Consider the following 25216-nt stretch of genomic DNA (forward strand, 5'->3'; position numbering starts at 1 on the left):
GGCGTGCGAGAAGGCCCCCACCGCGGATGTCTCCGCTGGTGAGGGCCTTCTTCTCGGGTGCGCCCGGAGGGATTCGAACCCCCAACCTTCTGATCCGTAGTCAGATGCTCTATCCGTTAAGCTACGGGCGCCTGCCGGCTGAACCGACCTGAACAACTCTAGCGGGCCGGTCCGATCGGCGCCAATCCGGGAGCCATGACCCTGCTCACACGGCTCCCGGACAGGTCATCGACCGATTCTCACCAGCCCGGGTTCTGGGGAGGCTGCTGCCCCTGGCCGCCCTGGCCCCACTGCGGATCGCCCCCGTCCTGCGGGGCCGGCGGCCGGGACCACGGCTGCTCGCCCTGGGGCGCCTGCCCCCACTGCTGCCCCCACTGCTGCTCGCCCTGCTGGCCGCCCTGGGGCTGGTCCCACGGCTGGCCGCCCTGCTGCGGAGCGGGCGGCGGCGAGGTCTGGCCCCACTGCTGGCCCTGCGGAGCCGCCGGGGGGACGCTGCCCGCCGCCGCACCGCTCGCCGCGCCGTAGCCGCCGGGAACGCCCCCGGGCCCGGCGCCGCCGCCCTTGTTCCGGCGCGCACGGATCACGAAGAACGCGATCGCGGCGAGGAGCAGCAGGAAGAAGAACCCGAGCACGAGCACGACCACGAGGACGATGACCCAGGGGAAGCCTCCGGCCTCGGCACGGATGTCGATGCCCGCCCTGAGGTCCTCGAACTCCGAGAAGGTGACCGAGTTGCCGTCGATCCGGCCGCCGGAGGCCTCGATGACCCTGCCGGGGAAGGTGAAGGTCATCCGGAAGTCGACCTCGAGCATCGACATGTTCGCGGGGTCGAGGCCATCGGCCGCGGCCTCGTCCCCGGTCATGACCAGGTGGTACTCGCCGTCGCCCTCGGTGAGGTCCAAGCCCGTTCCGAAGTTCTCCTTCGCCAGCACGCCCGTGACCTTGCAGCCGAACCGGCCGTCGGCCTCGTAGGGCTCGACCTCCGGTGCCATCTCTCCGGCCAGGTTCCCCGAGTCCTGCATCTGGGCGCACATCTCGTCCGCTGTGCTGTACAAGCCCTCGAGCAGCGTTTCGTCGATCGCGAGATCGTAGGCCACCTCGATGGTCTCGGCATCCTTGATCTCGAGGTCCGCGTGGAACTTCCCGCATCCGGCGAGCACCATCAGGAAGGGGAGGAGGAGGGCGGCGACGAGTCGGCGCCGTGTCGAGATGCTGGTCATGGGACCCCCGTCGGGTGGTTCGCTGGATCGGAGGACGTCGCCGTCAGCAGCGCACGTCGGAGTCAGACTACCCGGGCAGGGAGGACGGCGCGGTGGGGAGAAGTCCCCATCGCGGCAGCCCTCGACGGACTGCGTCCGCAGCGGCGGACTACTTCCAGAACATCAGCATGCCGCCGCCGACCATCAGCACGCCGAACCCGGCGGCGAGGTTCCAGTCGCCGATCGGCAGGGGCAGCTGCCCCGCGGAGATGTAGTACGTGACCAGGTACGCCAGGCCCAGGACCAGGAAGACGACCGCCGTGGGGGCCAGCCAGCTCGGGTTCTGCGTGGACGCGGCGACGCGGCGGCCGGTGGTGCGGGAGCTCTCCGCAGCGGCGGCCCTCTTCACCGAGGTGGACCGTGTGGAGTCCTTCGCCTTCTCGGTGACCTCGCCGCCCTGGGGCTTCACGGGGTCCGTGCCCGCGGCGCGCTTCCCGCCGGCCTTCTTCGCCCCGGCCTTCTTCGCGGGGCCGTCCTTCGCGGACTCCGTCTTCTCCGTCTTCACTGTCTTCTCTGCCGTCCCCGAGGTCTCCGCGCCGTCGGCGCCGTCGGTTGAGCCGGGCGCGGTCCCCTCCGCGGCGTCCGTCGCGGCCTCGGCCTTCGCGTTCGACGCCGCCCGCGCGGACGACTTCTTCCTGCTCCTGGCCATGAAGTGGTGCTCCCTCGAAGCGGCGACTCGCGCGGGCGTGGCGCGCGGGCCCGCGGGTGCGAGCCTTGGCCTAGGGTAATGGTCGTCGACCGAGGGTGCGAAGTGAGGAGCGGTCATGGACGCGAATGGCATCGACCACAGCGTCGACCACAGCGTCGACCGCAGCGTCGACCGCCGCGCCGACGGCACTCCGCGGCGACGGGGGCGCATCGGGGTGGCCCTGGTGATGGTGCTGTGCGGCCTGCTGTTCGCGACCACCGCCCGCCTCTCCGGCGGAGGCTCGATCCGGGACGAGAGCAGCGACGTCGTCGGCGTGCTCGAGGAGCGCGGGCGCCAGATCGAGAGCCTCACGCAGGACAGCGCCGACAAGCGCGCCGAGGTCGATGCACTGCGCGGGCAGGGCGCCGGCGCCCGGACGGCCGAGCGCACCGAGCAGCTGGCCGACGCCGTCGGCCTCAGCGAGGTGAGCGGACCGGCGCTGCGGATCACCCTCACCGACGCCCCCGGCAGCGCCCTCGGCGCGGTGCCCGGGGCCGAGCCCAACGACCTCGTGGTCCACCAGCAGGATCTCGAGTCGTACATCAACGCCCTCTGGGCAGGCGGAGCGGAGGCCATGATGCTGCAGGACCAGAGGGTCATCAACGGCAGCGCCTTCCGCTGCGCCGGCAACACCCTGCTGCTCGAGGGGCGCGTCTACTCCCCACCGTTCGTGATCACCGTGATCGGTCCCGTCGAGGAGATGGCCGCCGCCCTCGACGACGCGCCGGGGGTCGCGGTGTACCGGGAATGGGTGGACCACGTGGGACTGGGGGAGAAGGTGGAGGACCTGGAGGAGACCACGCTGCCCGGCTTCGTCGGCGTCCTGACGGTCGACGCGGCGGTGACGCGATGAGCCCCACCCACCGCCGTCGGCGCGGCGCCGCCCTGGTCGGCGTGCTCGGCGAGCTGCTGCTCACCCTCGGCGCGCTGCTGGCGCTGTTCCTCGTCTGGCAGCTGTGGTGGACCGACGTGATGGCGGACCGCGAGCAGGCCGGGATCATCGACGGCCTCGAGCAGGAATGGGGCGAGGTCGACGAGCGCATCGCGCCGCGCCAGGACGGGCCGCCGCCGGTCCCCGAGATCCCGGGCGAGAACATGGTCTGGGGGAAGATGCACGTGCCCGACTTCGACCGCCCCACGTTCCCGCTGGCCGAGGGAGTGAGCCTCGAGGAGGTGCTCAACGTCAAGGGCGCGGGGCACTACCCGGAGACGGCGCTGCCCGGACAGGTCGGGAACTTCTCGGTGGCCGGCCACCGCAACACCTACGGCCGCGTCTTCGAGGACATCGCGCGGCTGGAGCCCGGCGACCCCGTCGTGGTGGAGACGGCCGATGCCTTCTACGTGTACGAGGTGACCGAGTCGCTCATCGTGCAGCCGCAGGACGTCGAGGTGATCGCCCCGACGCCCGGGCAGCCGGGAGTGGAGCCGACGGAGCAGATGATGACGTTGACCGCCTGCCATCCGATGTACTCCGCGCGCGAGCGGTACATCGTCCATGCCGAGTTCGCGTACTGGACCGACCGCGACGACGGGATCCCCGAGGCCCTCGCCACCGGAGCGGGCCCCTCGGACAGCGACGCCTCGCGCGAGGGGGAGGAGCGCTGATGTACGGCTGGATGTTCCGCCACCTGCCCGGGCCCCTGTGGGCGCGGATCCTGATCGCGCTGGTGCTGCTCGGTGCGGTGATCGCGGTGCTGTTCACCTGGGTGTTCCCCGCGATCGCACCCTTCATGCCCTTCAACGACGGACTGGTCGGCGCGCCGTCGCCGGAGGGCGCCCTTCCGCACGGCGGCGCCGCGAGCACGACCTGAGCCCCGGCGCCGTCGCGCGCCCCTGCCTCCGTCCCGGTGCCCGGGAGGCCCTGGAGCGGATCGGCCCGGGGGCGTGGAGTCGCCTCAGCCGGCGGTCATGAGGGGCTTCAGCCCCGCGGAGCGCTCCGCGGCATCGCGCCCGTCGCACAGCTCGAGGAAGCTCGCCAGCATCAGGTGCCCGTTCTCGGTGAGCACCGACTCGGGATGGAACTGGACCCCGTGCAGGGGCAGCTCGCGATGGGCCAGCCCCATCACCATGCCGTCGGCGGTGCGGGCGGTGACCTCGAGCTCCGCCGGGATCGTCTCCGGCACCACGGTGAGCGAGTGGTAGCGGGTCGCGGTCATCGGCGAGGGCGCTCCGGCGAAGACGCTCGCGCCCTCGTGGGTGAGCTCGCTGGTGCGCCCGTGCATGAGCTGCGGGGCGTGGTCCACGGTGGCGCCGAAGTGCTGGCCGAGCGCCTGATGGCCGAGGCACACCCCGAGCATCGGCACGCGCTGCTCGGCGCAGGCGCCGATCACCTCGAGCGAGCGCCCGGCGGTGGTGGGGTTGCCGGGGCCGGGGGAGACGAGCACGCCGTCGATGCCGGCGAGGTCCACCGCGCCGTCGCCGTCCTGGGGCACCTCGTCGTTGCGCACCACGGTCGTCTCGGCGCCCATCTGCTGCAGGTAGCCCACGATCGTGTAGACGAAGCTGTCGTAGTTGTCCACGACCAGGATCCGCGCTCCGTCGGTCGCCGTCCGCTCAGCCATCGCCGTCCGCTCAACCATTGCCGTTCCCCTGTCCGCCGCCGATCCCGCCACGACCGCTCGCGCTGCCGCCCTGGGCGTCCTCGTCCTCGTCGTCGGGGTCGTCGCTGGGATCGTCCGTCGGCTCGTCGGTCGGCGTCTCGCTGGGATCGTCCGTCGGGTCCTCGGTGGGGGTCTCCGTCGGGGTCTCGGTCGGCGTCTCGGTGGGCGTCGGGGTCGGCTCCTCCTCCGGGCCCTTCGAGACCACGATGAGGATGTCCGATCCGCGCGGGACCTCCTCGTTCGCGGCGGGCTCGGTGCGGATCACGCGCCCCTCCTCGACGGAGTCGGAGAACTCCTCCGTCGTGGTGTGGCCGAAGCCGGCGGCGGCGAGGGTCTCCTGGGCGTCGGCGAGCGGCTGCCCGGTGACGTTCGGGACCGCGACCGGGCCCGGGGGTGCGGCCACGATGAGGTTGATCGTCGAGCCGATCGCGGCGGAGCGGTCCTTCGGCGGGGTCTGCTCGAGCACCGTCTCGGGGGCCTCGTCGGCGTCCTGGCGGGTGGTGCTGTCGACCTCGAAGCCGATGTCCTCGAGGATCTTCGTGGCCTCGTCGAGGTCCGTCCCGGTGACGTCGGGGACCGGGTAGTTGCCGGTCGCGTCCCAGATCTCGACCTCGGTGCCCTTGGTCGCCGAGGTCCCCGCGGAGGGGGTGGACCGGGTGACGATGCCCTGCTCGGTCTGCTTCTGGTCCTCGCTGTCGACGTAGGTGGGGGCCAGGCCCGCGTCCTCGAGGATCTGCTCGGCGTCCTCGCGGGTCTCGCCCGTGACGTCGGGGACCTCCACCGCGCCGGGGCCCGTGGAGACGCTGACGGCGACGGTCGAGCTCACCGGCACCTCCTCGCCCTCGCCGGGCTCGGTCCCGATGACGGTCCCGGCGTCGACGTCCTCGTTCTCGACCTGCGTGAACTCGGGCTCCAGGCCGACGTCGCGCAGGATCGTGCCCGCGTCCTCCTCGGTCTCTCCGGCGACCGCCGGGACCGGCACCGTGTCCGGCTCCCCGGCGCCGGGCCGGAGGAACGCGAAGGCGGCGCCGAGCAGGGCGAGCACCGCGAGGATCACCAGGATGATCAGCCACCAGGGCCGCTTGCGCCGCTCCTCCTCCTCGACCTCGTCGGCCGAGCGCAGGGCGAGCGGCCCGGTGGCGGGGCTCGGGGCGGAGCCCGCGCTCCAGTTCTGGGCGGCGAGCCCGGCACCGGCGGCACCGGCTCCCGCGCCCGCGGCGCCGAGGGCGGGCAGCGCCTCGGTGGCGTCGTCGACGGGGCTCAGCACCGTCGTGGCCTCGGGATCATCCCCTGCGGGCACGGCGCCGCCGACCAGCGACGGGGCGCGACCTGCCACCACGGCGGCGATGTCGCGGGAGAAGGCGACCGCGCTCGGGTAGCGCTGCTCGCGGTCCTTGGTCAGTCCGGTGAGGATCACCGCGTCCAGCGCGGGGGTGATCGCCGGGTTGTAGGCCGACGGGGGCTGCGGCTCCTCGCGCACGTGCTGGTACGCGATCGAGACCGGGGTGTCGCCGGTGAACGGCGGCCGCCCGGTGAGCATCTCGTACATGACGCAGGCCGCGGAGTAGATGTCCGAGCGGGCATCGACCAGCTGGCCGCGCGCCTGCTCGGGGGAGAGGTACTGCGCGGTGCCCATCACGGCCTGGGTCGCGGTCATGGCGCTGGTGGCGTCCGCGATCGCGCGCGCGATGCCGAAGTCCATCACCTTCACCGCGCCGGCCTCGTTGATCATGATGTTGCCGGGCTTGATGTCGCGGTGGACGATCCCCGCGCGGTGCGAGTACTCCAGCGCGCTCAGCAGAGCCGCCATGATCTCGCCGGCCTGCTGGGCGTCCATCGGGTTCTCGGGGACCACGTACTCGCGCAGGGTCTTGCCCTGGACGTACTCCATCACGATGTACGGGATCGTGACCTCGGCCCCGGTGATGGTGGTCTGCTGCTCCTCGCCGGTGTCGTAGACGGCGACGATCGAGGGATGGTTCAGCGACGCCGCGCTGTGCGCCTCGCGCCGGAACCGCTCCTGGAAGTTCGCGTCACGGGCCAGGTCGGAGCGCAGCACCTTGACGGCGACCGTGCGGTGCAGGCGGGTGTCCTCCGCGAGGAACACCTCCGCCATGCCTCCGGTGCCGAGGACGTCGCCCAGGCGGTACCGCCCGCCGAGCATCACGTTCACTTCGCTCACTCCACACCCGTCCTCGTGCCATGGCCGACCGCGACCGATTCGTCCATCGTAAGTGCTGAGAGCCCGTCGCCCGCCGGGAGGTGAGCGATCTCCGGTCCGCCGAGCGGTCCCGCGGCACCGATCGGCAGCAGCCCCATCCCGCCGGCCACCGCGGCGGCGATCACCACGACCAGGAGGAGCAGCAGCACCAGCCCGGGCAGGGACATCCCGCCGACCTTGCGGCCGGTGGTCGAGGTGCCGCGCACGGTGCGGGAGGAGGTGGCGGTGTCCACGTCGGCGAACCGTCCCGCGCCGTGCGCGGGCGCCTCACCGGTCGCGAGCGGGAACTGCGACGCGGGCCGGCTCTCGCCCTCGACCGGGTCCGCGGGACGCGGGGGCGAGGTCGGCGAGGCCGCCGACTGCGCGGAGGGCGCAGAGCTCGCCGAAGCAGCCGAGCTCGCCGAAGCTGCCGAGCCCGCCGACGCGGCGGAGCCCGCCGGACGGGCCGACCCCGTGGGACGCGCGGCCGACGACGGACCCCGCGAGCGCCGGGGAGCGGAGCCGGCGGAGGCCGCCGAGAGGGCCGACGGGCCCGAGGCGCCCGAGCGGTGACGGATCCCCCGCCCGCGACCGGACAGCGGCAGCGGCATCGCGGCGGTGCGGGTCCCCGTCGGGGAGGCGCTGTTGCGTCGGCCCGAGCCCCTGCCCGACCCCCTGCCCGAGCCCTTGCCCGAGGCGGAGTCCTGCCCCGGGGCGGAGCTCGCGCTGTCGGCGCCCCGGCGACCCTGCACCCTGTTCTCCCCGGTCCAGTCGTGGTCCTCGACCTTCGTCACAGGGATCGCGCCGGTGGTGAAGCGCGGCTCGACGCCGCGCTGGATCGCCTCGAGGATCCGTGAGACCGCCGCCGCCGAGCGGGGTCGGTTCGCCGGGGCCTTCGCGAGCATCATCGCGACCAGGCGCCGCAGATCCGCGGTGAGCATCTCGGGCAGCTCCGGCGGCTGCTGCTTGACCTGCGCCATCGCGATCTCGACCTGGCTGGAGCCGGTGAAGGGGCGCTTGCCCACGAGCATCTCGTAGCCCACGATCCCCAGCGCGTAGATGTCCGAGAGGGAGGTGGCCTGCTTGCCCATCGCCTGCTCGGGGGAGAGGTACTGGGCGGTGCCCATCACGAGCCCCGTCTTGGTCAGCCGCGCCTGGTCCTTGCTGCGCGCGATCCCGAAGTCGGTGATCTTCATGGACCAGTCGTTCTTCTCGTCGACCAGCACGTTCTCGGGCTTCACGTCCCGGTGGACCACGCCCTTGGAGTGGGCGGCGTCCAGGGCGCGGGCGAGCTCGATCAGCAGGGAGACCACCCGCTTCTCCGGCAGCCCGCCAGGGTTCTCCTCGATGATGTCCGAGAGCGGGCGGCCCGGGCACAGCTCCATCACGATGTAGGCGCGGCCGTCGAGCTCGCCGTAGTCGTACAGGGCGGCGATGCCGTCGTGCGAGAGCGCGGCGGTGTGGCGGGCCTCCGCGCGGAAGCGCTTGAGGAAGCCCTCGTCCCCGGCGTACTCCTCGCGCAGCACCTTGATCGCGACCTCGCGGTCGAGCTCCTGGTCCCGCCCCTTCCAGACCTGTCCCATGCCGCCGGTGGCGATCAGGGACGTCAGCTCGTAGCGTCCTTCGAGCACGAGTCCCGGCTGGGTCCTCATCCCTGGATCACCGCCTCCATCACGTCCTTGGCGATCGGCGCCGCGGTCTGCGAGCCGTATCCGCCCTCCTCGACCACGACCGCGAGCGCGATCCTCCGGTCGTCCTGCTGGGCGTAGCCCACGTACCAGGAGTGGGCCGCCCGGTCCGAGCCCCACTCCGCGGTGCCCGTCTTGCCGCCCACCTCGACGCCGTCGATGGCGGCGGCGGTGCCGGTGCCGTCATCGACCACGCCCACCATCATCTGGCGCATCTGGGCGGCGTTCGCCGCGCTGAGCGGCTGACCGAGCTCCTTCGGGGAGAGCTCGGAGACGGTGGAGAGGTCGTTCGTGCGCACCGCCTGGACCAGCTGCGGCTCCATGACCACGCCGTCGTTCGCGAAGGCGCCGGCGACCATCGCCATCTGCAGGGGCGTCACGCGGGTCTCGTACTGCCCGATCGAGGTGGTCGCGAGCTGGGAGTCCTCGAGGTCCTCGCCGATGCGCGAGGGCGTCACCGACAGCGGGATCTCCAGGCGCTGCCCGAAGCCGAAGTCCTCCGCGGTCTCCCGCAGGGCGTCCTCGCCGAGCCCCACCCCGAGCTGCGCGAAGGAGGTGTTGCAGGACTGCCGCAGCGCCTCGGCGAGGGTGGAGACGTCCTCGGGGCCGCACGGCTCCGTGCCGCCGCCGGCGTGGTTGTTCATGACCGCCGAGGAGTGCGGCAGCTGCCAGGAGCCCGGCCCGGGGATCTCCGAGTCCGCGGTGTACTGCCCGGACTCGAGGGCCGCGGAGGCGACCACCAGCTTGAACACCGATCCGGGCGGGTACAGGTCCCCGCCGATCGCCCGGTTGGTCAGCGGCCGCTCGGGGTCCTCGTTCAGCGCGGACCAGGCCGAGCTCACCGCGGAGGTGTCGTGGGAGGCCAGCTGGTCGGGGTCGTAGCTGGGGGCGGAGACCATCGCGAGCACGGCGCCGGTGTCCGGGTCCAGCGCCACGACGGAACCGCGGCGGCCGTCCAGCGCGTCCCACGCGGCCTCCTGGGCGGCGGAGTCGAGGGTCAGCTCGACCGTGGCGCCCTGGCCCTGACGGCCCGAGAGGATGTCCGAGATCCGGTGGTAGAACAGCGCGTCCGCCTCGCCGGAGAGCGTGTCGTTCAGCGAGCGCTCGATGCCGGTGAAGCCGTACACCACCGAGTAGTAGCCGGTCACCGGGGCGTACATCGCGCCGGGGTCGTAGCTGCGCAGGTAGCCGTAGGTGTCGCCGGAGGTCTGCGAGGAGGCGATCGGGTGGCCGTCCACCACGATCGGTCCGCGGTGGCGCCCGTACGCGTTGTAGAGGGTGCGGTCGTTCTGCCCGTGGGCGTTCAGCTGTCCCTGGGCGATCACCTGGAAGTAGGTGGTCGAGGTGAACAGCAGCACGAAGAGCACGCCGATCACGAGCCAGACGTGGCGCAGGGGCTTGTTCATGCCGTCACCTCCTGGGCGGGACGCGGCGCGGTGGGTCCGCCCATGCCCGCGACCTGGCGGGCGGCGGGCCGACGGGCGGCGTCGGACAGCCGCACCAGGACCCCGGCGATGATCCAGTTGCACACCAGGGAGCTGCCGCCGGCGGCGAGGAAGGGGAGGGTCAGTCCCGTCAGCGGGATCACGCGGGTGACGCCGCCGACGACGACGAACACCTGCAGCGCCATGACGAAGCCGAGCCCGCCGGCCAGCAGGGTGCCGAAGCCGTCGGAGATCCCGACGGCGGCGCGGATCGCCCGCTGCACCAGCAGCAGGTAGAGCAGCAGCAGGGCGAAGGCGCCGACCATGCCGAGCTCCTCCGCGAAGGAGGCGAAGATGAAGTCGGACTCCGCGTGCGGGACCACGTCCGGGCGGCCCTCGCCGAGTCCGGCGCCGGTGATGCCGCCGTTGGCGAGGCCGAACAGGCCCTGGCTGATCTGCTCGCAGCTGCCGTAGTTGGCGCTCGAGAGCGGATCCAGCCAGCAGGTGATGCGCGTGCGCACGTGCCCCATCTGGGTGGCGGCGAACACGGCCGGCGGCAGGAACATCACCGCCCCGATCACCAGCCAGCTCAGCCGGTCGGTGGCGACGTAGAGCATGACCACGAACAGGCCGAAGAACATCAGCGAGGTGCCCAGGTCCGTCTGGAACACGAGCACCGCCATGGCGAAGCCCCAGGCCACCAGGATCGGTCCGAAGTCGGACCAGCGGGGCAGGTGGATGCCGAGCACCTTCGGGCCCGCGAGGGCGAGCGTGTCGCGGCGGGAGACGAGGTAGCCGGCGAAGAAGATCGCGAAGGCGATCTTGGCCAGCTCCGCGGGCTGGAAGCTGAATCCGGCGATGGTGATCCAGATCTTCGAGCCGTTGCGGGCCGAGCCGATCACGGGCGCCAGCGGGAGCAGCAGCAGCACCGCGCCGACGACCGCGCTGATCCAGGTGTAGCGGCGCAGGCGGCGATGGTCGCGCAGCAGCACGATCAGCGCCACGCACAGGCCGACGCCCAGGATCGCCCACAGCATCTGCCGGTCCGCGCTCGCCGAGCTGCGGATCCCGTAGATCGCGTTGGCCGCGTGGACGCTCTCGATCATCGCGATGCCCAGCAGGTTCAGCAGCACCACGAGCGGCAGGATCACGGGGTCCGCATACGGGGCGCGCCACATCACCGCGATCTGCAGGACGAGGACGAGCACCGCGGCGCCCACCCCGTACTGCAGCAGGTTCTCGGGCAGCTCGTCGTACCGGCCGAGCTCCACGAGCGCATAGGCGCCCACGCCGATGATCACCGCGAAGACCAGCAGCAGCACCTGGGTCAGGCGCCGCGGCCGGGCGGTGTAGGAGACGATCGTGGCCACTACGTCTCCTCGCCCTCGTCGGGCGGCGGGATCGTGCGGTCGGTGCGCGAGGGCACCGGATCCGCGCCCTGGGCGGGATCGTCCCCGGCGTCGTCCGCGTCGTCCGCGTCGCCGGCGCCCCCGGCATCCGAGGCCCCACCGTCGTCCGACGCACCGCCGGCGTCGGAGGCACCCCCGGCGTCGGAGGGCGCGGGCGTGAGGGCCGGCGGGTCCTGGGTCGAGAGCGCGACCTGCTCCAGCCGCGCGATGATCTGCTCGGCGGAGGCGCGGTCCGAGGCGGAGATGGTGCTCTCGACCTGCTGTCTCGTCACCTCGGGCAGGTCCTCGAGCGCGATGTCGGTGACCTCGACGGGCTCGGACATGGAGATCGGTCCGAGGTCCTGGGACAGGCCCTGGTAGAGGACCACGTTGGTGCCGTCGGAGCCGACGTAGTACTGGCGCTGGGACCACGCGTAGCCGCCCCACAGCACTCCGCCCAGCACCGCGATCAGCAGCATCAGCGCGACCAGCGCCGGCCAGGGGCTGCGGCGCGGCGGCTCGTCCTCGGAGAAGTCCTCGTCCTCGTAGGGGACGTCGGGCTCCTCGCGGGTGAGGGCCGCGGCCTTCGCGGCGGGGCCGGAGGCGGCGGTCGGCGCATGCCGGTTGCGGGCCGCCGAGCCCACGATCTGCGGGGCGGTGGAGGGGGCCTCCTCGCCGCGGGTGAGCTCGTCGAGATCGACGACGTCGGCGATGATGCAGGTGATGTTGTCGGGACCGCCGCCCTTGAGGGCGAGCTGGATGAGCGCCTCGGCGCAGGCGCCCGGGTCCTCGATCTCCTTCAGGGTCGCATCGATGGTGTCGAGCGAGACCAGGCCGGACAGCCCGTCGGAGCAGAGCATCCAGCGATCGCCGGGATGGGCGGGGCGCAGCGAGAGGTCCAGCTCGGGATCGGCGTCGACGTCGCCCAGCACACGCATCAGCACCGAGCGCTGGGGGTGGCGCTCGGCCTCCTCCTCGGTGAGCCGGCCCTCGTCGAGCAGGCGCTGCACGAAGGTGTGGTCCTTGGTGACCTGGGTGGTCTCGTCCTCGCGCAGCAGGTAGGCGCGGGAGTCGCCGATGTGGGCGAGGGCGAACTTGCCCTCGGCGCGCAGCAGGGCGGTGATGGTGGTGCCGAGGCCCCGCAGCTGCGGTTCGTCCCGGGCGCGGCGCAGGATCTCCTGGTTCGCCTCGAGCACCGACTCCTCGAGGGTGGCGACGATGTCGGAGGCGGGCGTCTCGGAGTCGAGCTGGGCCAGGCGGCCGATGGCGACCGAGGAGGCGACGTCGCCTCCCGCGTGCCCGCCCATGCCGTCGGCCACGACCAGCAGGTGGCTGCCGGCGTAGCCGGAGTCCTGGTTGTTGGACCGCACGAGGCCGACATCGGAGCGGGCGGCGTACCGCAGTGCGATGCTCATCGAGGACCTCGTCTCAGTTCGATCTCGGTGCGGCCGATCCGCACCTGGGCACCCGGCCGGAAGGGCACGGAGCCCTCGATCCGTCGGCCCGAGACGAGGGTGCCGTTGGTGGAGCCCAGGTCCTCCACCATCCACTCGTCCTCGCGCTGGAACACCCGGGCGTGCCGGTTGGACGCGTAGTCGTCGTCGAGCACGAGGGTGCACTCGGGGGCGCGCCCGATGAGGATCGGGGTGGAGCCGAGCGTCAGCGAGGTCCCGCGCAGCGGACCCGCGGTGACGACCATCGCGGCTTGGGTGACCTCGGGATCGGTGCGCAGGGCGGCCGGATCGGCCCCGCCCTCGCCGCCGCCGCTCGAGGCGGGCCGCTGCTCACGGCGCGGATCACGATTGGACCGGGTGACCACCGTGGTGCCGAAGAGGTCGTTGCGCAGCACCAGCACGACCACGACCACGAACACCCACAGCGCGAGGACGAAGCCCAGACGCAGGGCGACCAGGGTCAGTTCGCTCATCGGGCGCTCACCAGCTCGCCGGGCCGGCGGCCGGAAGCAGCACGGTCAGACGGGTGCGACCGATCTTGATCAGGGAGCGGTCCTGCAGGGCGACGGGGGTGCGGATGCGCTCGCCGTCGATGAAGGTGCCGTTGGTGGAGCCGAGATCGGTGGCGACCAGGGTGGAGTCGGTCTCGGTGCGCAGCTCGAGGTGGTGGCGGGAGACGCCCGTGTCCTCGAGGATGATGTCCGCGTCGCCGCCGCGGCCGATCACGGTGACGGGGCCGGTGAGCAGGTACTGCTGGCCGTCGATCTCGATGATCGGGCTGCCGCCGGGCTCCGCCTGGGCGGCGCCGGTGGCCGGCGCGACGCTGCCGCGCTCGGTGCGGGACTCGGTCTCGAAGCGACCGGCTCGCACCTCGTCATCGCGCTCGAGGGAGACGGAGACCCCGCCGACGTACATGTACCGCTGCTTCTCGGCGTGCTCCATGAGCACGCGCTGCAGCTCGTCGAGCAGGGTGTCCTGCCAGGATTCGAAGCGGTCGTGGTCCTGCGAGTGCAGGTAGATCGTGTAGACGTTCGGAGCCAGGGTCCGGGTGCGATCGAGCACCTGGATCTGGTCGTCGCACTCGCGCTTGAGCCCCTGGGCGAGGTCGAGCGGCTTCAGCTGCCCGCGTCCGGGCGAGAAGACGCTCGTCACGCCGCGATCGAGGCCGCGCTCGATACGATCCAAGATCCCCACGATGGTCCTTCGCTCTCGCTGTGGCTGACGGGTGCGGGAGCGGCCTCGTGCCACGAGGCTGCTCGCCCACCGATCGTATCGCGGGAGCAGGTCCTTGCCGGGTCAGCCGGGCGGGGAGGCGGCGAGAGATTCGTGCAGGGGTCGTGAAGAGCGCGACGGCGGCGGGTCCGTGGACCCGCCGCCGTTCGGCGATCGCGGGCGCGCCCCACCCGGGAAGTGCGTGCTGCCGCGCCCCCACGCGACAGTCCGACGGAGCGGGGCGGCCCCTGCGATCGCCGTTCCCCCGGCCGGGGCTCAGTAGATGAGCACCCGGCGGCCCTTGGTGAACCAGCCCTTGCCCGCCCACAGCGCGTCGGCGGCGCCGACGGAGATCCGGCAGCAGCCGTGCGAGGCGGGGTAGGTCGGGATCGAGTTGGATCCGTGGATGGCCCAGCCGCGGTCGTAGTAGCCGGGGCGGTACAGGTCGCCCAGCGGTCCGCTCTGCCAGCCGCCGGAGTAGAGGCTGTACATCGAGAAGTCGCCCTTGGGTGTGGTCGCCGTCTTCCAGCGGCCGTCCGAGTAGTAGCGCTCCCCGCTGCCGGTCGAGGTGTTCAGGATGTGCGCGAGCTTGCCGTTGTTGGTCAGGATCATCAGCTGCGTGCCGAGGCTGACCTCGAAGCCGACACCGCTGGTGATCTTCCGCGAGGGCTGGGTGCCCGTGTCGAGCGCCCCATAGGTGGCGGGGCCCACCACGCCGTCCGTGCCCAGGCCGGCGGCCTTCTGGAGGGCGAACACGGCCTGCTCGGTCAGGTGCCCGAAGCTGCCGTCGGGCGTGCCGCACCAGTACTTCAGCGCGGCGAGCTTCTTCTGCAGCGAGGTGACCGCTGTGCCCTTGTCCCCCTTGCGGAGCTTCGGCGGTGCGGCCGAGGCGCTGCCGACGCCGAGGGCCAGGCCGGTGCCGAGCGTGCCGGCGCCCAGCAGGAGCGTGCGGCGCGACGGCGCGGCGACGGGCAGGCGGGTGCGCTCGGGGCGCTCGGGTCTCTCGGTGAGATGCACGGTCATCGGTCTTCCCCCTCGTGTGTGCCGGCGGCTCGGTCGAGCCGATGCTCCGGGACGCCCTCCGGGTGGGACGTCGCGACCATCATGCAGACCCCAAGGGATGGCAAACAAGCGGAAAAATGCGCAGGTCCTGAGGTTCCTTGTGAGTATGTTGTGACGGTCCAGGTCGTGGTCGCAATTCGGACATGTCACGAAACGGTCACGAGCGTACCCTCTTCCGGACACCTGTGGAAGAGGCGCGATGCGCAGGCGGACGAGGCGCGCGGCGCGGGTGGCCGGGGCGCAGCGCGCTCCGGGAGCGAGGGCGGGAGGCCGCGGCGGACCACCATGCGGCGACCGGCCCGTATGCGATATTTGGGCCTGTGGAGACCCAGCCCGAGACCCAGCCCGAGACCCCGTCCGAGACCCAGCCCGAGATCCCCGTCGACCTCGACTTCGCCCACGCCCTGGGCGTCTCCGACGCCGACGGGGTCCTGCACGTCCAGGGCGACGACGCGCAGGTCCGGGACCTGGCGAGCGTCTCCAAGCCCCTCGCGGCCCTCGGCACCCTGATCGCGGTCGAGCGCGGCCTCGTCGACCTCGACGAGCCGGCCGGGCCCGAGGGCGCGACCGTGCGCCACCTGCTCGCCCACACCTCGGGCTGCTCCTTCGACGGCGACGAGACCGTCGGCGCCGTCGGGGCCCGCCGCATCTACTCCAACACCGGCTTCGAGCTGCTCGCCGCCCACGTCGAGGAGGCCACCGGCTACGACTTCGAGGACTGGATGGAGCAGACCGTCGTCCAGGGGCTCGAGCTCACCGACCTCGAGGTGACCGGCTCGCCCGCCGCGGGCTACCGCGGCTCGATCCGCGACCTGCTGGCCGTGGGCCGGGAGCTGCTGGCCCCCACCCTGCTCTCCGAGGAGCTGTGGCGCGAGGCGACGTCCGTGCAGTTCCCGGGACTGGCCGGGATCCTGCCCGGCTACGGACGTCAGAAGCCCAACGACTGGGGGCTGGGCCTCGAGATCCGCGGCGCCAAGGATCCGCACTGGACCGGCGCGCACTCCTCGCCCGCGACCTTCGGCCACTTCGGCCAGTCCGGCTCGTTCCTCTGGGTGGACCCCGAGCGCGCGCTGACCGCCGCCTTCCTCGGCGACGAGCCCTTCGGTCCCGAGCACGTGCGCGTGTGGCCCGGCGTGACCGACGCGATCCTCGAGCGCTTCGCGGGGGCGGGCACAGAGGGTGCGGAGGCGAGGACCGACGGCGGCGGCGCGCGATGAGCGCACTGGAGGTCCTGGACGACTTCGGCTTCGAGGCCGCCGCGATCGTGCTGGGCCCCGAGGGGGAGCGCGCTCGCCGCGGCGACGTGGACCGGGTGCGTCCCTGGCGATCGGTCACCAAGACCCTCACCGGCTGCGGCGCCGTCCTGGCCGCGCAGGAGGGCCGCGTCGACCTCGACGACGAGGCGGGCCCTCCCGGCGCGACCCTGCGCCACCTGCTCGCGCACGCCTCGGGATACTTCTACGAGTCGGAGCGCACGCTGCAGGCCCCGGGCCTGCGGCGCCACTACTCCAACTACGCGATCGACGAAGCCGCCCGGCACGTCGCGCGCGCCACCGGGCTCGACGCCGGCGACTGGATCCGGGAACGGCTCGCCGGGCCGCTGGGCATGGACCGCCTCGAGTGGAGCGGCTCGCCGTCGGTCGGCGCCTCCGGACCGATCGCCGACCTCGCGCTGCTCGCCGCCGAGCTGCTGCGCCCCACCCTGTTCGAGCCGGCCTGGCACGCCGAGCTCACGCGTGTGCAGTTCCCCGAGCTGGTGGGCATCATGCCCGGCTTCGGGAAGCAGGACCCGAATCCCTTCGCGCTCGGCCTCGAGGTGCGCGGCACCAAGTCCCCGCACTGGACCGGGCACGGCAACAGCGAGGCCACCGTCGGGCACTTCGGCATGCTCGGCACCGCCTTCTGGGTGGATCCCGCGGCGGACCTCGCCCTCGTGGTGGGCACCTCCCACGAGTTCTGCGACGCGCACCGCGAGGTCATGCCCCGCCTGGCCGACGCCGTGCTCGCCGAGCACGGCTGACCCGCCGCCCCCGGAGCGACCGCCCGCCCCGAGGCCGGCTGAAGCGATAGCGTGCTCGATGCATACCGGGCCCGCCGCCCGCCGCCCGCGCCAGAGGAGCCGCTTCATGTTCGACGACAGGGAGCTCACCGAGTCCCGGATCCGCCGATTCGCCCAGGACCACCTCGCCCCGAGGATCTACCAGCAGACGGCCCCGGTCCGGATCGCCGCCCACCGCGTCGACGGCGAGCCGATCCCGCCCCGAGAGGCCATCGCGCAGGAGTACACGCCGCTCGAGGTCGGCGCACCGCTGGGCCGGGCGTGGTCGACCACCTGGCTGCACATCACCGGCACCGTGCCCGGGGACTGGGCCGCGGACGAGACCTCGGCCCCGGAGCTCGTCGTCGACCTCGCCTTCACCGGCCAGCCCGGCTTCCAGGCGGAGGCGCTCGTGGTCACGCCCGACGGTGTGCCCGTCAAGGCCATCAACCCCTTCAACCGCCATCTCCCGGTGCCTCCGGGGCAGGAGCTGGACCTCTACCTCGAGTGCGCCGCGAACCCCATGGTCGCCGGGGACTGGACCTTCGAGCCCACCGCGCTCGGCGACCTCGCCACCGTGCCCGAGGAGGAGCTCTACACGATCAGGGAGCTGCACCTCGCCCGCCGCGACGTGCGGATCTGGGAGCTCGCCGAGGACTTCCGCGCCCTGGTGGGGCTCATGGAGCAGCTCCCCGCGACCGGTCAGCGCCGGCACGAGATCCTGCGTGCGCTGGAGGCCGCCTGCGACACCGCGGACCCCGATGACATGCCCGGCACCGCCGCGGCGGCCCGCGAGGTGCTCGCCCCGGTCCTCGCCGCGAAGGCCGGCGCCTCCGCCCTCACCGTGCTCGCCACCGGGCACGCCCACATCGATTCGGCCTGGCTGTGGCCGGTGCGCGAGACCGTGCGGAAGGTCGCGCGCACCTTCTCCAACGCCTGCACCCTCATCGAGACCGACCCGGACTTCACGTTCTCCGCCTCGTCGGCCCAGCAGTACCGGTGGCTGAAGGACCGCTATCCCGAGCTGTTCGCCCGGATCCGCGAGCGCGTCGCCGAGGGGCGCTTCGTGCCCGTGGGCGGGATGTGGGTCGAGTCGGACACCAACATGCCCGGCTCCGAGGCGATGGCGCGCCAGTTCGTCGCCGGCAAGCGGTTCTTCCTGGAGAACTTCGGCGTCGAGACCCGGGAGACCTGGCTGCCGGACTCCTTCGGCTACTCCGCCGCGCTGCCGCAGATCGCGGCTCTCGCCGGCCAGGAGTTCTTCCTGACCCAGAAGGTCTCCTGGAACCAGGTCAACACCTTCCCCCACCACACCTTCCGCTGGGAGGGGATCGACGGGACCAGCGTGTTCACCCACTTCCCGCCGGCGGACACGTACAACGGCATGCTCAGCGGCGCCGAGCTCGCCCACTTCGAGCGGAACTTCAAGGAGAAGGGCCGCTCCTCGATCGGGATCGACCTGTTCGGCTGGGGCGACGGGGGAGGGGGCCCCACCCGCGAGATGATGGCCGCCGGACGGCGGGCCGCCGATCTCGAGGGCTCCCCGAAGGTCGAGTTCGGCACCGCCGCGGACTTCTTCGAGCGCGCGCGGGAGGAATACCCCGACGCCCCGGTGTGGAACGGCGAGCTGTACCTCGAGCTGCACCGCGGCACCTACTCCGCCCAGCTCGGCACCAAGCAGGGCAACCGCCGCAGCGAGCACCTGCTGCACGAGGCGGAGCTGCTCGCCTCCCTCGCGGCGCTGCGGGCCGGCCATCCCTACCCGCACGACGAGCTCGAGGCGCTCTGGGAGGACGCGCTGCTGAACCAGTTCCACGACATCCTCCCAGGCTCCTCGATCGCCTGGGTGCACCGCGAGGCCGAGCAGCAGCACGCCGCGCTCGCCGTGCGCGCCGAGGCGATCATCGAGGACGCCCTCGCCGCCCTCGCCGCGCACGGCACGCCTGCCGACGAGGAGGCTCCTGCCGACGGCGACGCTCCTGCGGACGGCGAGGCTCCTGCCGACGGGGGCGGCCGGCTGCTGCTCAACACGGCCCCGGTGCCCCGGCGCGGCGTCGCGCCGTACGGCGTCGGCGAGCCCGAGGAGAGCCCCGAGGCGGTGGTCGTGGTGCGCTCCGGGGACAGCACCGCCGTCGAGAACGCGGCGCTGCGTGCGGAGCTGGACGGCTCCGGCTCGCTGGTCTCCCTGGTGGACCGCCGGACCGGGCGCGAGGCCATCGCCCCGGGGGCGCGCGGCGCCCTGCTGCAGCTGCACCGCGACACCCCCAACGCGTGGGACGCCTGGGACATCGACGAGTTCTACCGCCGCGTGGTCCGGGACCTCGACGCCCCGACCGGCATGGAGGTCAGCGAGGAGGACGGCGGCGCCCGCATCGCCTTCACCTATTCGACGGCGCTCGGCGCGGAGGAGGAGACCTCCGGGGTCACCGGCGCCGGCTCCACCATCGTGAAGACCTTCGTGCTGCGGCCGGGCGACGAGTCGCTCGAGATCGTGCACGACATCGACTGGCGCGAGCGCAAGAAGGCCCTCAAGCTCGCCTTCCCGCTCGACGTGCGTGCCGCGCACCTCAGCAGCGAGGTCCAGTTCGGGCACGTGGACCGCCCGATCCCCGTGAACACCAGCTGGGACTTCGCCCGTTTCGAGACCTGCGCCCACCGCTGGGTGCACGCGGCCGAGGGCGAGCACGGGGTGGCGATCGCGAACGACTCCACCTACGGCCACGACGTGCTGCGCACCATGCGCGAGGAGGACGGCGGCACCACCACCACGACCCGCCTCACCCTGGTGCGCTCCCCGGAGTACCCCGATCCGGCCGCCGACCACGGGCAGTACACCCTCCGTGTCGCGGTGCGCCCCGGCGCGGGCATCGCCGAGGCGATCGAGGAGGGCTACCGGCTGAACCTGCCCGAGCGGAAGGTCCCGGCCGCCGCGGCCGCGGCCCTCGCGACGCCGCTGGTCACGCTGTCACCGGCCGGTGGGGCCGGCGGCGGGGCCACGAGCGTGATCGTCGAGACGGTGAAGCTCGCCGAGGACCGCTCCGGGGACCTGGTGCTGCGACTGTACGAGTCCCGCGGCGCCCGCGCCGTCGCGGCCCTCGCCCTCGACCCCGCGCTGGCCGGGGGCGAGGTCCGCGCGGTCGACCTGCTCGAGCGGCCCTTCGGCGAGGAGGCCCCCGCGTTCCGCTCGGCCCTGCGGCGGAACGAGGACGGCACGGTCGAGCTCGCGTTCCGCCCCTTCGAGATCAAGACCATGCGGGTGACCCGGGGCTGAGAGCGGGCCCCGGGCAGCCGGACGCGCCGGAGCCTGCTCAGCCCGGGAGCGCGTACTCCCGGGACCGCAGCATCCACAGGGCGGCGAGGGAGTCCGAGTGCATGTCCTCCGAGAGATCGGCGATCCGGAGGTCGAGGGACCGGGTGGCCAGCGGAAGGGCCCGCCGGCGGATGACGCGCTCGGCCGCGGTTGCCAGCCCGGGGCCGAGCCGTGTCAGCTCACCGCCGAGCACGACGAGGTTCGGATCGAGCAGGTTGCAGACGGTGACCAGCCCTGCTCCGAGGTCCTCGCCGATCTCCCGCACCAGGGCGCGACAGCGCGGGTCGTCCCCGGTGGCCAGATCTCCGATCTCGGCGACATCGGTCACCTCCCGCCCCAGGACCTCGCTCCCCCGCTCGAGCACGGCGTGCATCCCGACGAATCCCTGCAGGCAGCCGCGGTTCCCGCAGCCGCAGAGCTCACCGCGGTGGTCCAGGCTCATGTGCCCGATCTCCCCGGCCCCGCCGTGTCCTCCCCCGTAGCTCATCCCGTCCTTGACGAGGCCCATCCCGATGCCCCACGTCAGCTCGACGTACACGAGGCTGCGCGGTCGCGGCGACGGCAGCGAGAGGTACTCGGCCAGGGCGGAGAGGCGGGCGGTGTTGTCGACGTGGACCCGGGCGTTCGGGGCCCAGTCCGCCACGGTCCGCTTCACGTTGCTCCCGAACCAGATCGTCGAGGCCTCCGCGGAGGGGACCTCGCCGGTGTCGTCGTCGATCTGGGCGTTCACGGCGACATAGAACCCTCGAACGGCGTCCACGGGCAGCGAGTGCTCGCGCAGGAGGCCACGGAACGCCGCCCGGCCCTGCTCGAGCCGCTCCTCACCGCCGGCGTCGGCCGAGAGAGGCTCGGTCCGGGTCGCGAGCAGACGCCCGTCGGCCGCCCCCAGGGTGATCTCGAACCGGTCGATCCTGAACACTGCGGTCGCCAGCAGCGTGCGCAGGGGATTCAGCCCGAGCTTGCGCTTCAGCCGCCCCGGGGGAGAGGCCGCCGGGGCGGGTGGCGAGGGCAGGCGGTCGGTGTTCCCGTCGTCGTCCAGGACCACCAGGACACCGTCGTCCAGCAGTTCGTTGACCGTCTTGGTGACGGTGGTGCGAGAGACGTCGAGCCAGCGCGCCAGCTCGGCGCGGTGCATCGGCCCCTCCTTGGAGACCACGTCGAGCAGCCTGTCACGCACTGACGCCGCGGCGGTCCCGCTCCCGGTCGGCGAGGCGGAGGGCACCGCGACATCCCTACGACTTGATGGCACCGGTCAGCACTCCCTTGGTGAAGTAGCGCTGCAGGAACGGGTACACGACGAGGATCGGGAGGGTCGCCAGCACGATGACCGCCATCTGGACGGCTTGCGCAGGGGGCGGCGGACGATCCGGGTTCTGCAGCGCGTTGATGTCGGAATTCTGGACCACGAACTGGTTCAGCACCACCTGGATCGGCCACTTCGACGTGTCGTTGAGGTAGATCATCGCGTTGAAGAAGACGTTCCAGTAGCCCACCGCGTAGAAGAGGGCGATCACGGCGATCACGGCCTTCGACAGCGGGACGACGATCTGGAAGAAGATCCGGAAGTGCCCCGCGCCGTCGATGCGGGCCGCCTCGAACAGCTCCCCGGGGAGGTTCATGAAGAAGTTGCGCATCACGATGAGGTTGAACGCGCCGATCAGCCCCGGAAGGATGATCGACCAGTGCGAGTCCAGCAGACCGAGCGTCTTCATGAGGATGTACATCGGGATGATCCCGGCCCCGAAAAGCATCGTGAGCAGCACGAGGATCAGCACGATGCGTGCGCCGGGCACCTCGCGCGTCCGCATCAGCCCGTAGGACAGCATCGCCGTGAGCAGGACCGACAGGAAGGTGCCCACTGCGGTGATGAACACGGAGTTCAGGATGGCCCGGGTGACGACCCCTCCGGAGAGGACCGATCTGTAGGCCTCGAGCGAGAAGCTCGTCGGGAAGAGCTGCCCGGACTGGATGCTCTCGGCCGTGCCGAAGCTCATGGCGATGACGTAGATCAGCGGATACAGCATCACCACGCAGATGGCGCCGATGAGCAGGCCCTTGGCGGCCTGCATGATCGGCCCCGGCCGCTCCGCCCAGACGGGCTGGCTGCTCGGGCGCCGCGGCCGACGTCCGGTCGCGCCGGGGCGCGACCCCGTGGATGTCCGTGTCTCCGTGGTGCTCATCAGATGACTCCCTCTCCGCCCATGCGCTTGGCCAGCCAGTTGGCTCCCAGGACGAGCGCCGTGGCGATCACTCCCTTGAGCAGCCCGGCAGCTGTCGACACTCCCCAGTCCCCTCCCGCGATCCCGCGGAAGTACACGAAGGTGTCGAGGACCTGGGCCGCCGCGGCACCGACGGCAGGCTGCTGGAGCAGCAGCTGCTCGAATCCGACCGTCAGCGTGTTCCCGACCGTGAGGATCAGCAGGATCGAGATGACCGGCATCATCCCGGGCAGCGTGATGTGCCAGATCCGCCGCCAGGACCCGGCTCCGTCGGCCGCCGCGGCCTCGTAGAGCTCCGTCGGGATGGCAGAGATCGCCGCGAAGAAGATGATGGTCCCCCACCCGATGTCCTTCCAGATCACCTGCGAGGTCACCAGAATCTTGAACAGCTCGGGGTTCGACATGAGGTTGATGGCGCCCAGCCCGATCTGCTCGGAGATCTGTGACACGAGTCCCGCGCCGCCGAGGATCTTCTGCCAGATCGAGATGACCACCACCCAGGAGATGAAGTGGGGGAGGTAGACGATGGTCTGGATCGTGCGCTTGAGGCGGTCCGAGACCAGCGAGTTCAGGAACAGTGCGAGCAGGATCGGGGCGGGGAACGCGAAGGCGATCTGGAGGAACGAGATGATCAGCGTGTTGACCAGCGCCTGGATGACCTCGGGATCCTGGAAGATCGACGCGAAGTTGTCGAACCCGACGAACCTCGAACCGGTGACGCCCAGATAGGGCGAGTAGTCCTGGAACGCCACGATGTTCCCGAGCAGCGGGAGATAGGCGAAGATCAGGAAGAAGAGCAGGCCGGGGAGGATGAAGACATAGATCGAGCGCTCGCGATAGATCCTCCTCCACAGTGAGGCGCGGCGCCTCGTGGCGGTCGGCCGCAGCGCGGAGTCGCTCGCGGGAGCAGCAGATGCGCTGCTGCGCTCCTCGGTGTCGACGGAGCTGGTCATCACTCGGCGTCCTCGAGGAGGCGGCTGTACTCGTCGAGGATCTCCTGTCCGCCGTTGCTGAGGAGCGAGGAGCGGAGGTCCGCGATGTCGGAGACGGGGCGTCGACCCGACACGATTCCGTTGAAGTAGTCCTGTTGGATCTCGGTGAGCTTGGTCTGGTGCCGGGCGCGCGCCTCGCTGGGCAGCGTGATGAGCTCGTCCTTCACTCCCGCCGATGCCATTCCCTCGAGCGTCTGCCGGACATTGTCCGCGAGGTCCTCGTTCTTCGCGGGCAGCGAGTTGACCGGGTTCTGCAGGAGGCCGGAGTACGTCACGTGGCCCTCGTTGGGCGCGTCCTCGATCGGCTCGATCGCGTTGCCGTCGCCGACGGTGAAGTTCCGGCCCTCGATGCCGTACTGGAGGAACTTCGCCTCGTTCGATCCGAACGGCGCGCGGTAGTAGTTGCAGATGCGCAGCAGCTCCTCGACGCGCTCGGGAGAGTCTGCCTTGTCGCGGCTGAATCCGACGATCGCGCCGTATGCCTTGGACAGCACGAACTGTCCCGGGCCGCCCTCCATGGCGGGGACCACGAAGTGGGTGACCTCCGCGGTGGGCACTGCGCGCTTGACGAGGTTCACGCGTCCCAGGTCCGGGATCCAGTAGTAGCCCGCGAAGGACGCCGAGTAGTACAGCGTCTGTCCCTGTGCGAACAGCTCCGGATCGACCTGGCCGAGGGCGTCGGGATGGAAGACTCCCTCGGACCAGAGGTCGGCCATGTACTCCAGGAACTGCTCGTACTCGGGCAGGTGGTACTTGGTGGTGACCTCCCCGTCTCGGACCTGGTACTCGGGACCGAGCGCGAAGATCGGCTCGAAGATCGCCGCGTCCAGGGCGCCGACGCCCCAGACCTTGCGCCCCCCGAGTGTGCCGATCTTCCCGAACTCGACGAGCATCTCGCGGAGCTCGGATCCGTCCTGCGGAACGTCCGTGAGCCCGATCTGCTCCATCGCGTCCTTGCGGATCGCCGGGAACCAGTTGATCGCCGCTGCCGGCTGCGGGATGCCGTACAGGGTGCCGTTCTTGTGCGAGTCCTCCCAGGCCGACTGCGGTGTGGTGGCGAGGTTCGGATACTGCTCGATGAGATCGCCCTCGAGGTACTCGTTCAGCGCCACGAAGGCACCGTCCTGGATGGCGCGGGCCGCATTGGGGTTGTTGTCGTCGAGATGGACGAGGTCCGGCAGATCGCCGGAGGCCAGCGTGGTGGCGAGCTTGTCGCTGAACGAGGAGTCGGGGACCATCGTCGCGTTCAGCGTGTCGATCCCGAGCTCTTCCTCGAGCTTCTGCCACACCTGGTTGTCCTCGCGCTCGAGCACGGGGGCACCCCACAGGATCTGGAAGGTCGAGAGCGTCCCGCCGGCGGCGGGCTTCTCCTCGACGGAGGCGAAGTACTCCTTGGGGGAGCCGATCATCATGGGCGGGACGCCCTCGACGTCGCTGGAGATCAGGCCGTCCACGGCGGGGGCCTCGACGGTGTTCGGGGGGATGAACTCGGAGGCGTCGGACTTGGGCCGGGAGACCTCGTCGCCCGATGAGCAGGCGGCGAGGCCGAGCGCCCCGGCGCCGGCACCGGCGAGGGCAAGGGCCGAGCGGCGACTGACCGAAGGGGTCGGAAGGGAGCGGGGACGGGAGGGCATGGTCCACCTTCTGTCGGGAGAGACGTGCGGATGACTCAAAGCGCACAT

General features: G+C 71.7%; 21 protein-coding genes and 1 tRNA gene. 6 read left to right on the plus strand and 16 right to left on the minus strand.

The window, feature by feature from the left end; translation table 11 throughout:
• Positions 1-58: 58 nt before the first annotated feature.
• From ACT3SP_RS10390 to ACT3SP_RS10400, 3 genes are all read right to left on the minus strand, one after another.
• Positions 59-131, minus strand: a tRNA-Arg gene (locus ACT3SP_RS10390).
• A gap of 108 nt (positions 132-239) precedes the next feature.
• A complete protein-coding gene (locus ACT3SP_RS10395) occupies positions 240-1220 on the minus strand; it encodes an LppM family (lipo)protein (protein ID WP_444587215.1) in 981 nt (326 codons plus the stop codon).
• 148 nt (positions 1221-1368) lie between these two features.
• A complete protein-coding gene (locus tag ACT3SP_RS10400; RefSeq protein ID WP_444587216.1) occupies positions 1369-1908 on the minus strand; it encodes a cell division protein CrgA in 540 nt (179 codons plus the stop codon).
• Between the two features lie 115 nt (positions 1909-2023).
• Between ACT3SP_RS10400 and ACT3SP_RS10405 the strand changes: the two genes are divergently transcribed.
• The 3 genes from ACT3SP_RS10405 to ACT3SP_RS10415 are packed head-to-tail and all read left to right on the plus strand — an operon-like array spanning position 2024 to position 3758.
• Entirely contained in the window at positions 2024-2800 is a 777-nt protein-coding gene (locus ACT3SP_RS10405) for a DUF881 domain-containing protein (RefSeq protein WP_444587217.1), read from the plus strand.
• Positions 2797-3552, plus strand: coding sequence for a class E sortase (locus ACT3SP_RS10410; RefSeq protein ID WP_444587218.1), 756 nt, complete (start codon positions 2797-2799; stop codon positions 3550-3552). The genes ACT3SP_RS10405 and ACT3SP_RS10410 overlap by 4 nt, the downstream gene beginning before the upstream one ends.
• Positions 3552-3758, plus strand: a complete 207-nt coding sequence (locus ACT3SP_RS10415; protein WP_444587219.1) for a hypothetical protein — start codon at positions 3552-3554, stop codon at positions 3756-3758. The genes ACT3SP_RS10410 and ACT3SP_RS10415 overlap by 1 nt, the downstream gene beginning before the upstream one ends.
• 84 nt (positions 3759-3842) lie before the next feature.
• On the opposite strand, the gene ACT3SP_RS10420 is transcribed toward ACT3SP_RS10415, so the two are convergent.
• The 9 genes from ACT3SP_RS10420 to ACT3SP_RS10460 all read right to left on the minus strand — a co-directional run bounded on the left by ACT3SP_RS10420 (position 3843) and on the right by ACT3SP_RS10460 (position 14936).
• Positions 3843-4508 carry an anthranilate synthase component II gene (locus ACT3SP_RS10420; protein ID WP_444587220.1) on the minus strand — a complete coding sequence of 222 codons (666 nt, stop codon included), beginning with the start codon at positions 4506-4508 and terminating at the stop codon, positions 3843-3845.
• A gap of 10 nt (positions 4509-4518) precedes the next feature.
• Entirely contained in the window at positions 4519-6729 is a 2211-nt protein-coding gene (gene pknB / locus ACT3SP_RS10425; protein ID WP_444587221.1) for a Stk1 family PASTA domain-containing Ser/Thr kinase, read from the minus strand.
• Positions 6726-8399 carry a serine/threonine-protein kinase gene (locus ACT3SP_RS10430; RefSeq protein ID WP_444587222.1) on the minus strand — a complete coding sequence of 558 codons (1674 nt, stop codon included), beginning with the start codon at positions 8397-8399 and terminating at the stop codon, positions 6726-6728. Before ACT3SP_RS10430 ends, pknB begins: the two co-directional genes overlap by 4 nt.
• Entirely contained in the window at positions 8396-9841 is a 1446-nt protein-coding gene (locus ACT3SP_RS10435; RefSeq protein ID WP_444587223.1) for a peptidoglycan D,D-transpeptidase FtsI family protein, read from the minus strand. Before ACT3SP_RS10435 ends, ACT3SP_RS10430 begins: the two co-directional genes overlap by 4 nt.
• Positions 9838-11229, minus strand: coding sequence for an FtsW/RodA/SpoVE family cell cycle protein (locus ACT3SP_RS10440; RefSeq protein ID WP_444587224.1), 1392 nt, complete (start codon positions 11227-11229; stop codon positions 9838-9840). The genes ACT3SP_RS10435 and ACT3SP_RS10440 overlap by 4 nt, the downstream gene beginning before the upstream one ends.
• Positions 11229-12662 (minus strand): PP2C family protein-serine/threonine phosphatase, encoded by a 1434-nt coding sequence (locus tag ACT3SP_RS10445; protein WP_444587225.1) that lies wholly within the window; start codon positions 12660-12662, stop codon positions 11229-11231. Before ACT3SP_RS10445 ends, ACT3SP_RS10440 begins: the two co-directional genes overlap by 1 nt.
• Positions 12659-13174, minus strand: coding sequence for an FHA domain-containing protein FhaB/FipA (locus tag ACT3SP_RS10450; protein WP_444587226.1), 516 nt, complete (start codon positions 13172-13174; stop codon positions 12659-12661). The genes ACT3SP_RS10445 and ACT3SP_RS10450 overlap by 4 nt, the downstream gene beginning before the upstream one ends.
• A 7-nt stretch (positions 13175-13181) precedes the next feature.
• Positions 13182-13895 carry an FhaA domain-containing protein gene (locus ACT3SP_RS10455; RefSeq protein WP_444587227.1) on the minus strand — a complete coding sequence of 238 codons (714 nt, stop codon included), beginning with the start codon at positions 13893-13895 and terminating at the stop codon, positions 13182-13184.
• A 294-nt stretch (positions 13896-14189) separates the two neighbouring features.
• Complete coding sequence (locus tag ACT3SP_RS10460) at positions 14190-14936, minus strand: L,D-transpeptidase family protein (RefSeq protein ID WP_444587228.1); 747 nt, start codon at positions 14934-14936, stop codon at positions 14190-14192.
• A gap of 359 nt (positions 14937-15295) precedes the next feature.
• Between ACT3SP_RS10460 and ACT3SP_RS10465 the strand changes: the two genes are divergently transcribed.
• From ACT3SP_RS10465 to ACT3SP_RS10475, 3 genes are all read left to right on the plus strand, one after another.
• Positions 15296-16192 (plus strand): serine hydrolase domain-containing protein, encoded by an 897-nt coding sequence (locus ACT3SP_RS10465; RefSeq protein WP_444587229.1) that lies wholly within the window; start codon positions 15296-15298, stop codon positions 16190-16192.
• Positions 16189-16995 (plus strand): serine hydrolase domain-containing protein, encoded by an 807-nt coding sequence (locus tag ACT3SP_RS10470; RefSeq protein WP_444587230.1) that lies wholly within the window; start codon positions 16189-16191, stop codon positions 16993-16995. The genes ACT3SP_RS10465 and ACT3SP_RS10470 overlap by 4 nt, the downstream gene beginning before the upstream one ends.
• Positions 16996-17101: 106 nt before the next feature.
• Positions 17102-20284: an alpha-mannosidase gene (locus ACT3SP_RS10475; RefSeq protein ID WP_444587231.1), complete on the plus strand. Its 3183-nt coding sequence runs from the start codon at positions 17102-17104 to the stop codon at positions 20282-20284.
• 37 nt (positions 20285-20321) lie between these two features.
• Here the strand turns inward: ACT3SP_RS10475 and ACT3SP_RS10480 are convergent, their stop codons facing one another.
• The 4 genes from ACT3SP_RS10480 to ACT3SP_RS10495 all read right to left on the minus strand — a co-directional run bounded on the left by ACT3SP_RS10480 (position 20322) and on the right by ACT3SP_RS10495 (position 25168).
• Complete coding sequence (locus ACT3SP_RS10480) at positions 20322-21458, minus strand: ROK family protein (RefSeq protein WP_444587232.1); 1137 nt, start codon at positions 21456-21458, stop codon at positions 20322-20324.
• 97 nt (positions 21459-21555) lie between these two features.
• Positions 21556-22503 carry a carbohydrate ABC transporter permease gene (locus ACT3SP_RS10485; protein ID WP_444587233.1) on the minus strand — a complete coding sequence of 316 codons (948 nt, stop codon included), beginning with the start codon at positions 22501-22503 and terminating at the stop codon, positions 21556-21558.
• Complete coding sequence (locus tag ACT3SP_RS10490; protein ID WP_444587234.1) at positions 22503-23495, minus strand: ABC transporter permease; 993 nt, start codon at positions 23493-23495, stop codon at positions 22503-22505. Before ACT3SP_RS10490 ends, ACT3SP_RS10485 begins: the two co-directional genes overlap by 1 nt.
• Positions 23495-25168: an extracellular solute-binding protein gene (locus ACT3SP_RS10495; RefSeq protein WP_444587235.1), complete on the minus strand. Its 1674-nt coding sequence runs from the start codon at positions 25166-25168 to the stop codon at positions 23495-23497. The genes ACT3SP_RS10490 and ACT3SP_RS10495 overlap by 1 nt, the downstream gene beginning before the upstream one ends.
• Positions 25169-25216 lie beyond the last annotated feature (48 nt).

Source organism: Brachybacterium sp. AOP43-C2-M15 (genome assembly GCF_052446295.1).
Lineage (GTDB): Bacteria > Actinomycetota > Actinomycetes > Actinomycetales > Dermabacteraceae > Brachybacterium.

What these genes read in the sequence shown, in the direction of transcription:
- ACT3SP_RS10420 (WP_444587220.1), bottom strand. Translation starts at nt 4,508, where the DNA reads ATGGCTGAGCGGACGGCGACCGACGGAGCGCGGATCCTGGTCGTGGAC.
- ACT3SP_RS10460 (WP_444587228.1), bottom strand. Translation starts at nt 14,936, where the DNA reads ATGACCGTGCATCTCACCGAGAGACCCGAGCGCCCCGAGCGCACCCGC.
- ACT3SP_RS10415 (WP_444587219.1), top strand. Translation starts at nt 3,552, where the DNA reads ATGTACGGCTGGATGTTCCGCCACCTGCCCGGGCCCCTGTGGGCGCGG.
- ACT3SP_RS10430 (WP_444587222.1), bottom strand. Translation starts at nt 8,399, where the DNA reads ATGAGGACCCAGCCGGGACTCGTGCTCGAAGGACGCTACGAGCTGACG.
- ACT3SP_RS10395 (WP_444587215.1), bottom strand. Translation starts at nt 1,220, where the DNA reads ATGACCAGCATCTCGACACGGCGCCGACTCGTCGCCGCCCTCCTCCTC.
- ACT3SP_RS10410 (WP_444587218.1), top strand. Translation starts at nt 2,797, where the DNA reads ATGAGCCCCACCCACCGCCGTCGGCGCGGCGCCGCCCTGGTCGGCGTG.
- ACT3SP_RS10480 (WP_444587232.1), bottom strand. Translation starts at nt 21,458, where the DNA reads ATGCACCGCGCCGAGCTGGCGCGCTGGCTCGACGTCTCTCGCACCACC.
- ACT3SP_RS10445 (WP_444587225.1), bottom strand. Translation starts at nt 12,662, where the DNA reads ATGAGCATCGCACTGCGGTACGCCGCCCGCTCCGATGTCGGCCTCGTG.
- ACT3SP_RS10485 (WP_444587233.1), bottom strand. Translation starts at nt 22,503, where the DNA reads ATGAGCACCACGGAGACACGGACATCCACGGGGTCGCGCCCCGGCGCG.
- ACT3SP_RS10470 (WP_444587230.1), top strand. Translation starts at nt 16,189, where the DNA reads ATGAGCGCACTGGAGGTCCTGGACGACTTCGGCTTCGAGGCCGCCGCG.
- ACT3SP_RS10400 (WP_444587216.1), bottom strand. Translation starts at nt 1,908, where the DNA reads ATGGCCAGGAGCAGGAAGAAGTCGTCCGCGCGGGCGGCGTCGAACGCG.
- ACT3SP_RS10405 (WP_444587217.1), top strand. Translation starts at nt 2,024, where the DNA reads ATGGACGCGAATGGCATCGACCACAGCGTCGACCACAGCGTCGACCGC.
- ACT3SP_RS10450 (WP_444587226.1), bottom strand. Translation starts at nt 13,174, where the DNA reads ATGAGCGAACTGACCCTGGTCGCCCTGCGTCTGGGCTTCGTCCTCGCG.
- ACT3SP_RS10475 (WP_444587231.1), top strand. Translation starts at nt 17,102, where the DNA reads ATGTTCGACGACAGGGAGCTCACCGAGTCCCGGATCCGCCGATTCGCC.
- ACT3SP_RS10495 (WP_444587235.1), bottom strand. Translation starts at nt 25,168, where the DNA reads ATGCCCTCCCGTCCCCGCTCCCTTCCGACCCCTTCGGTCAGTCGCCGC.
- ACT3SP_RS10435 (WP_444587223.1), bottom strand. Translation starts at nt 9,841, where the DNA reads ATGAACAAGCCCCTGCGCCACGTCTGGCTCGTGATCGGCGTGCTCTTC.
- ACT3SP_RS10490 (WP_444587234.1), bottom strand. Translation starts at nt 23,495, where the DNA reads ATGACCAGCTCCGTCGACACCGAGGAGCGCAGCAGCGCATCTGCTGCT.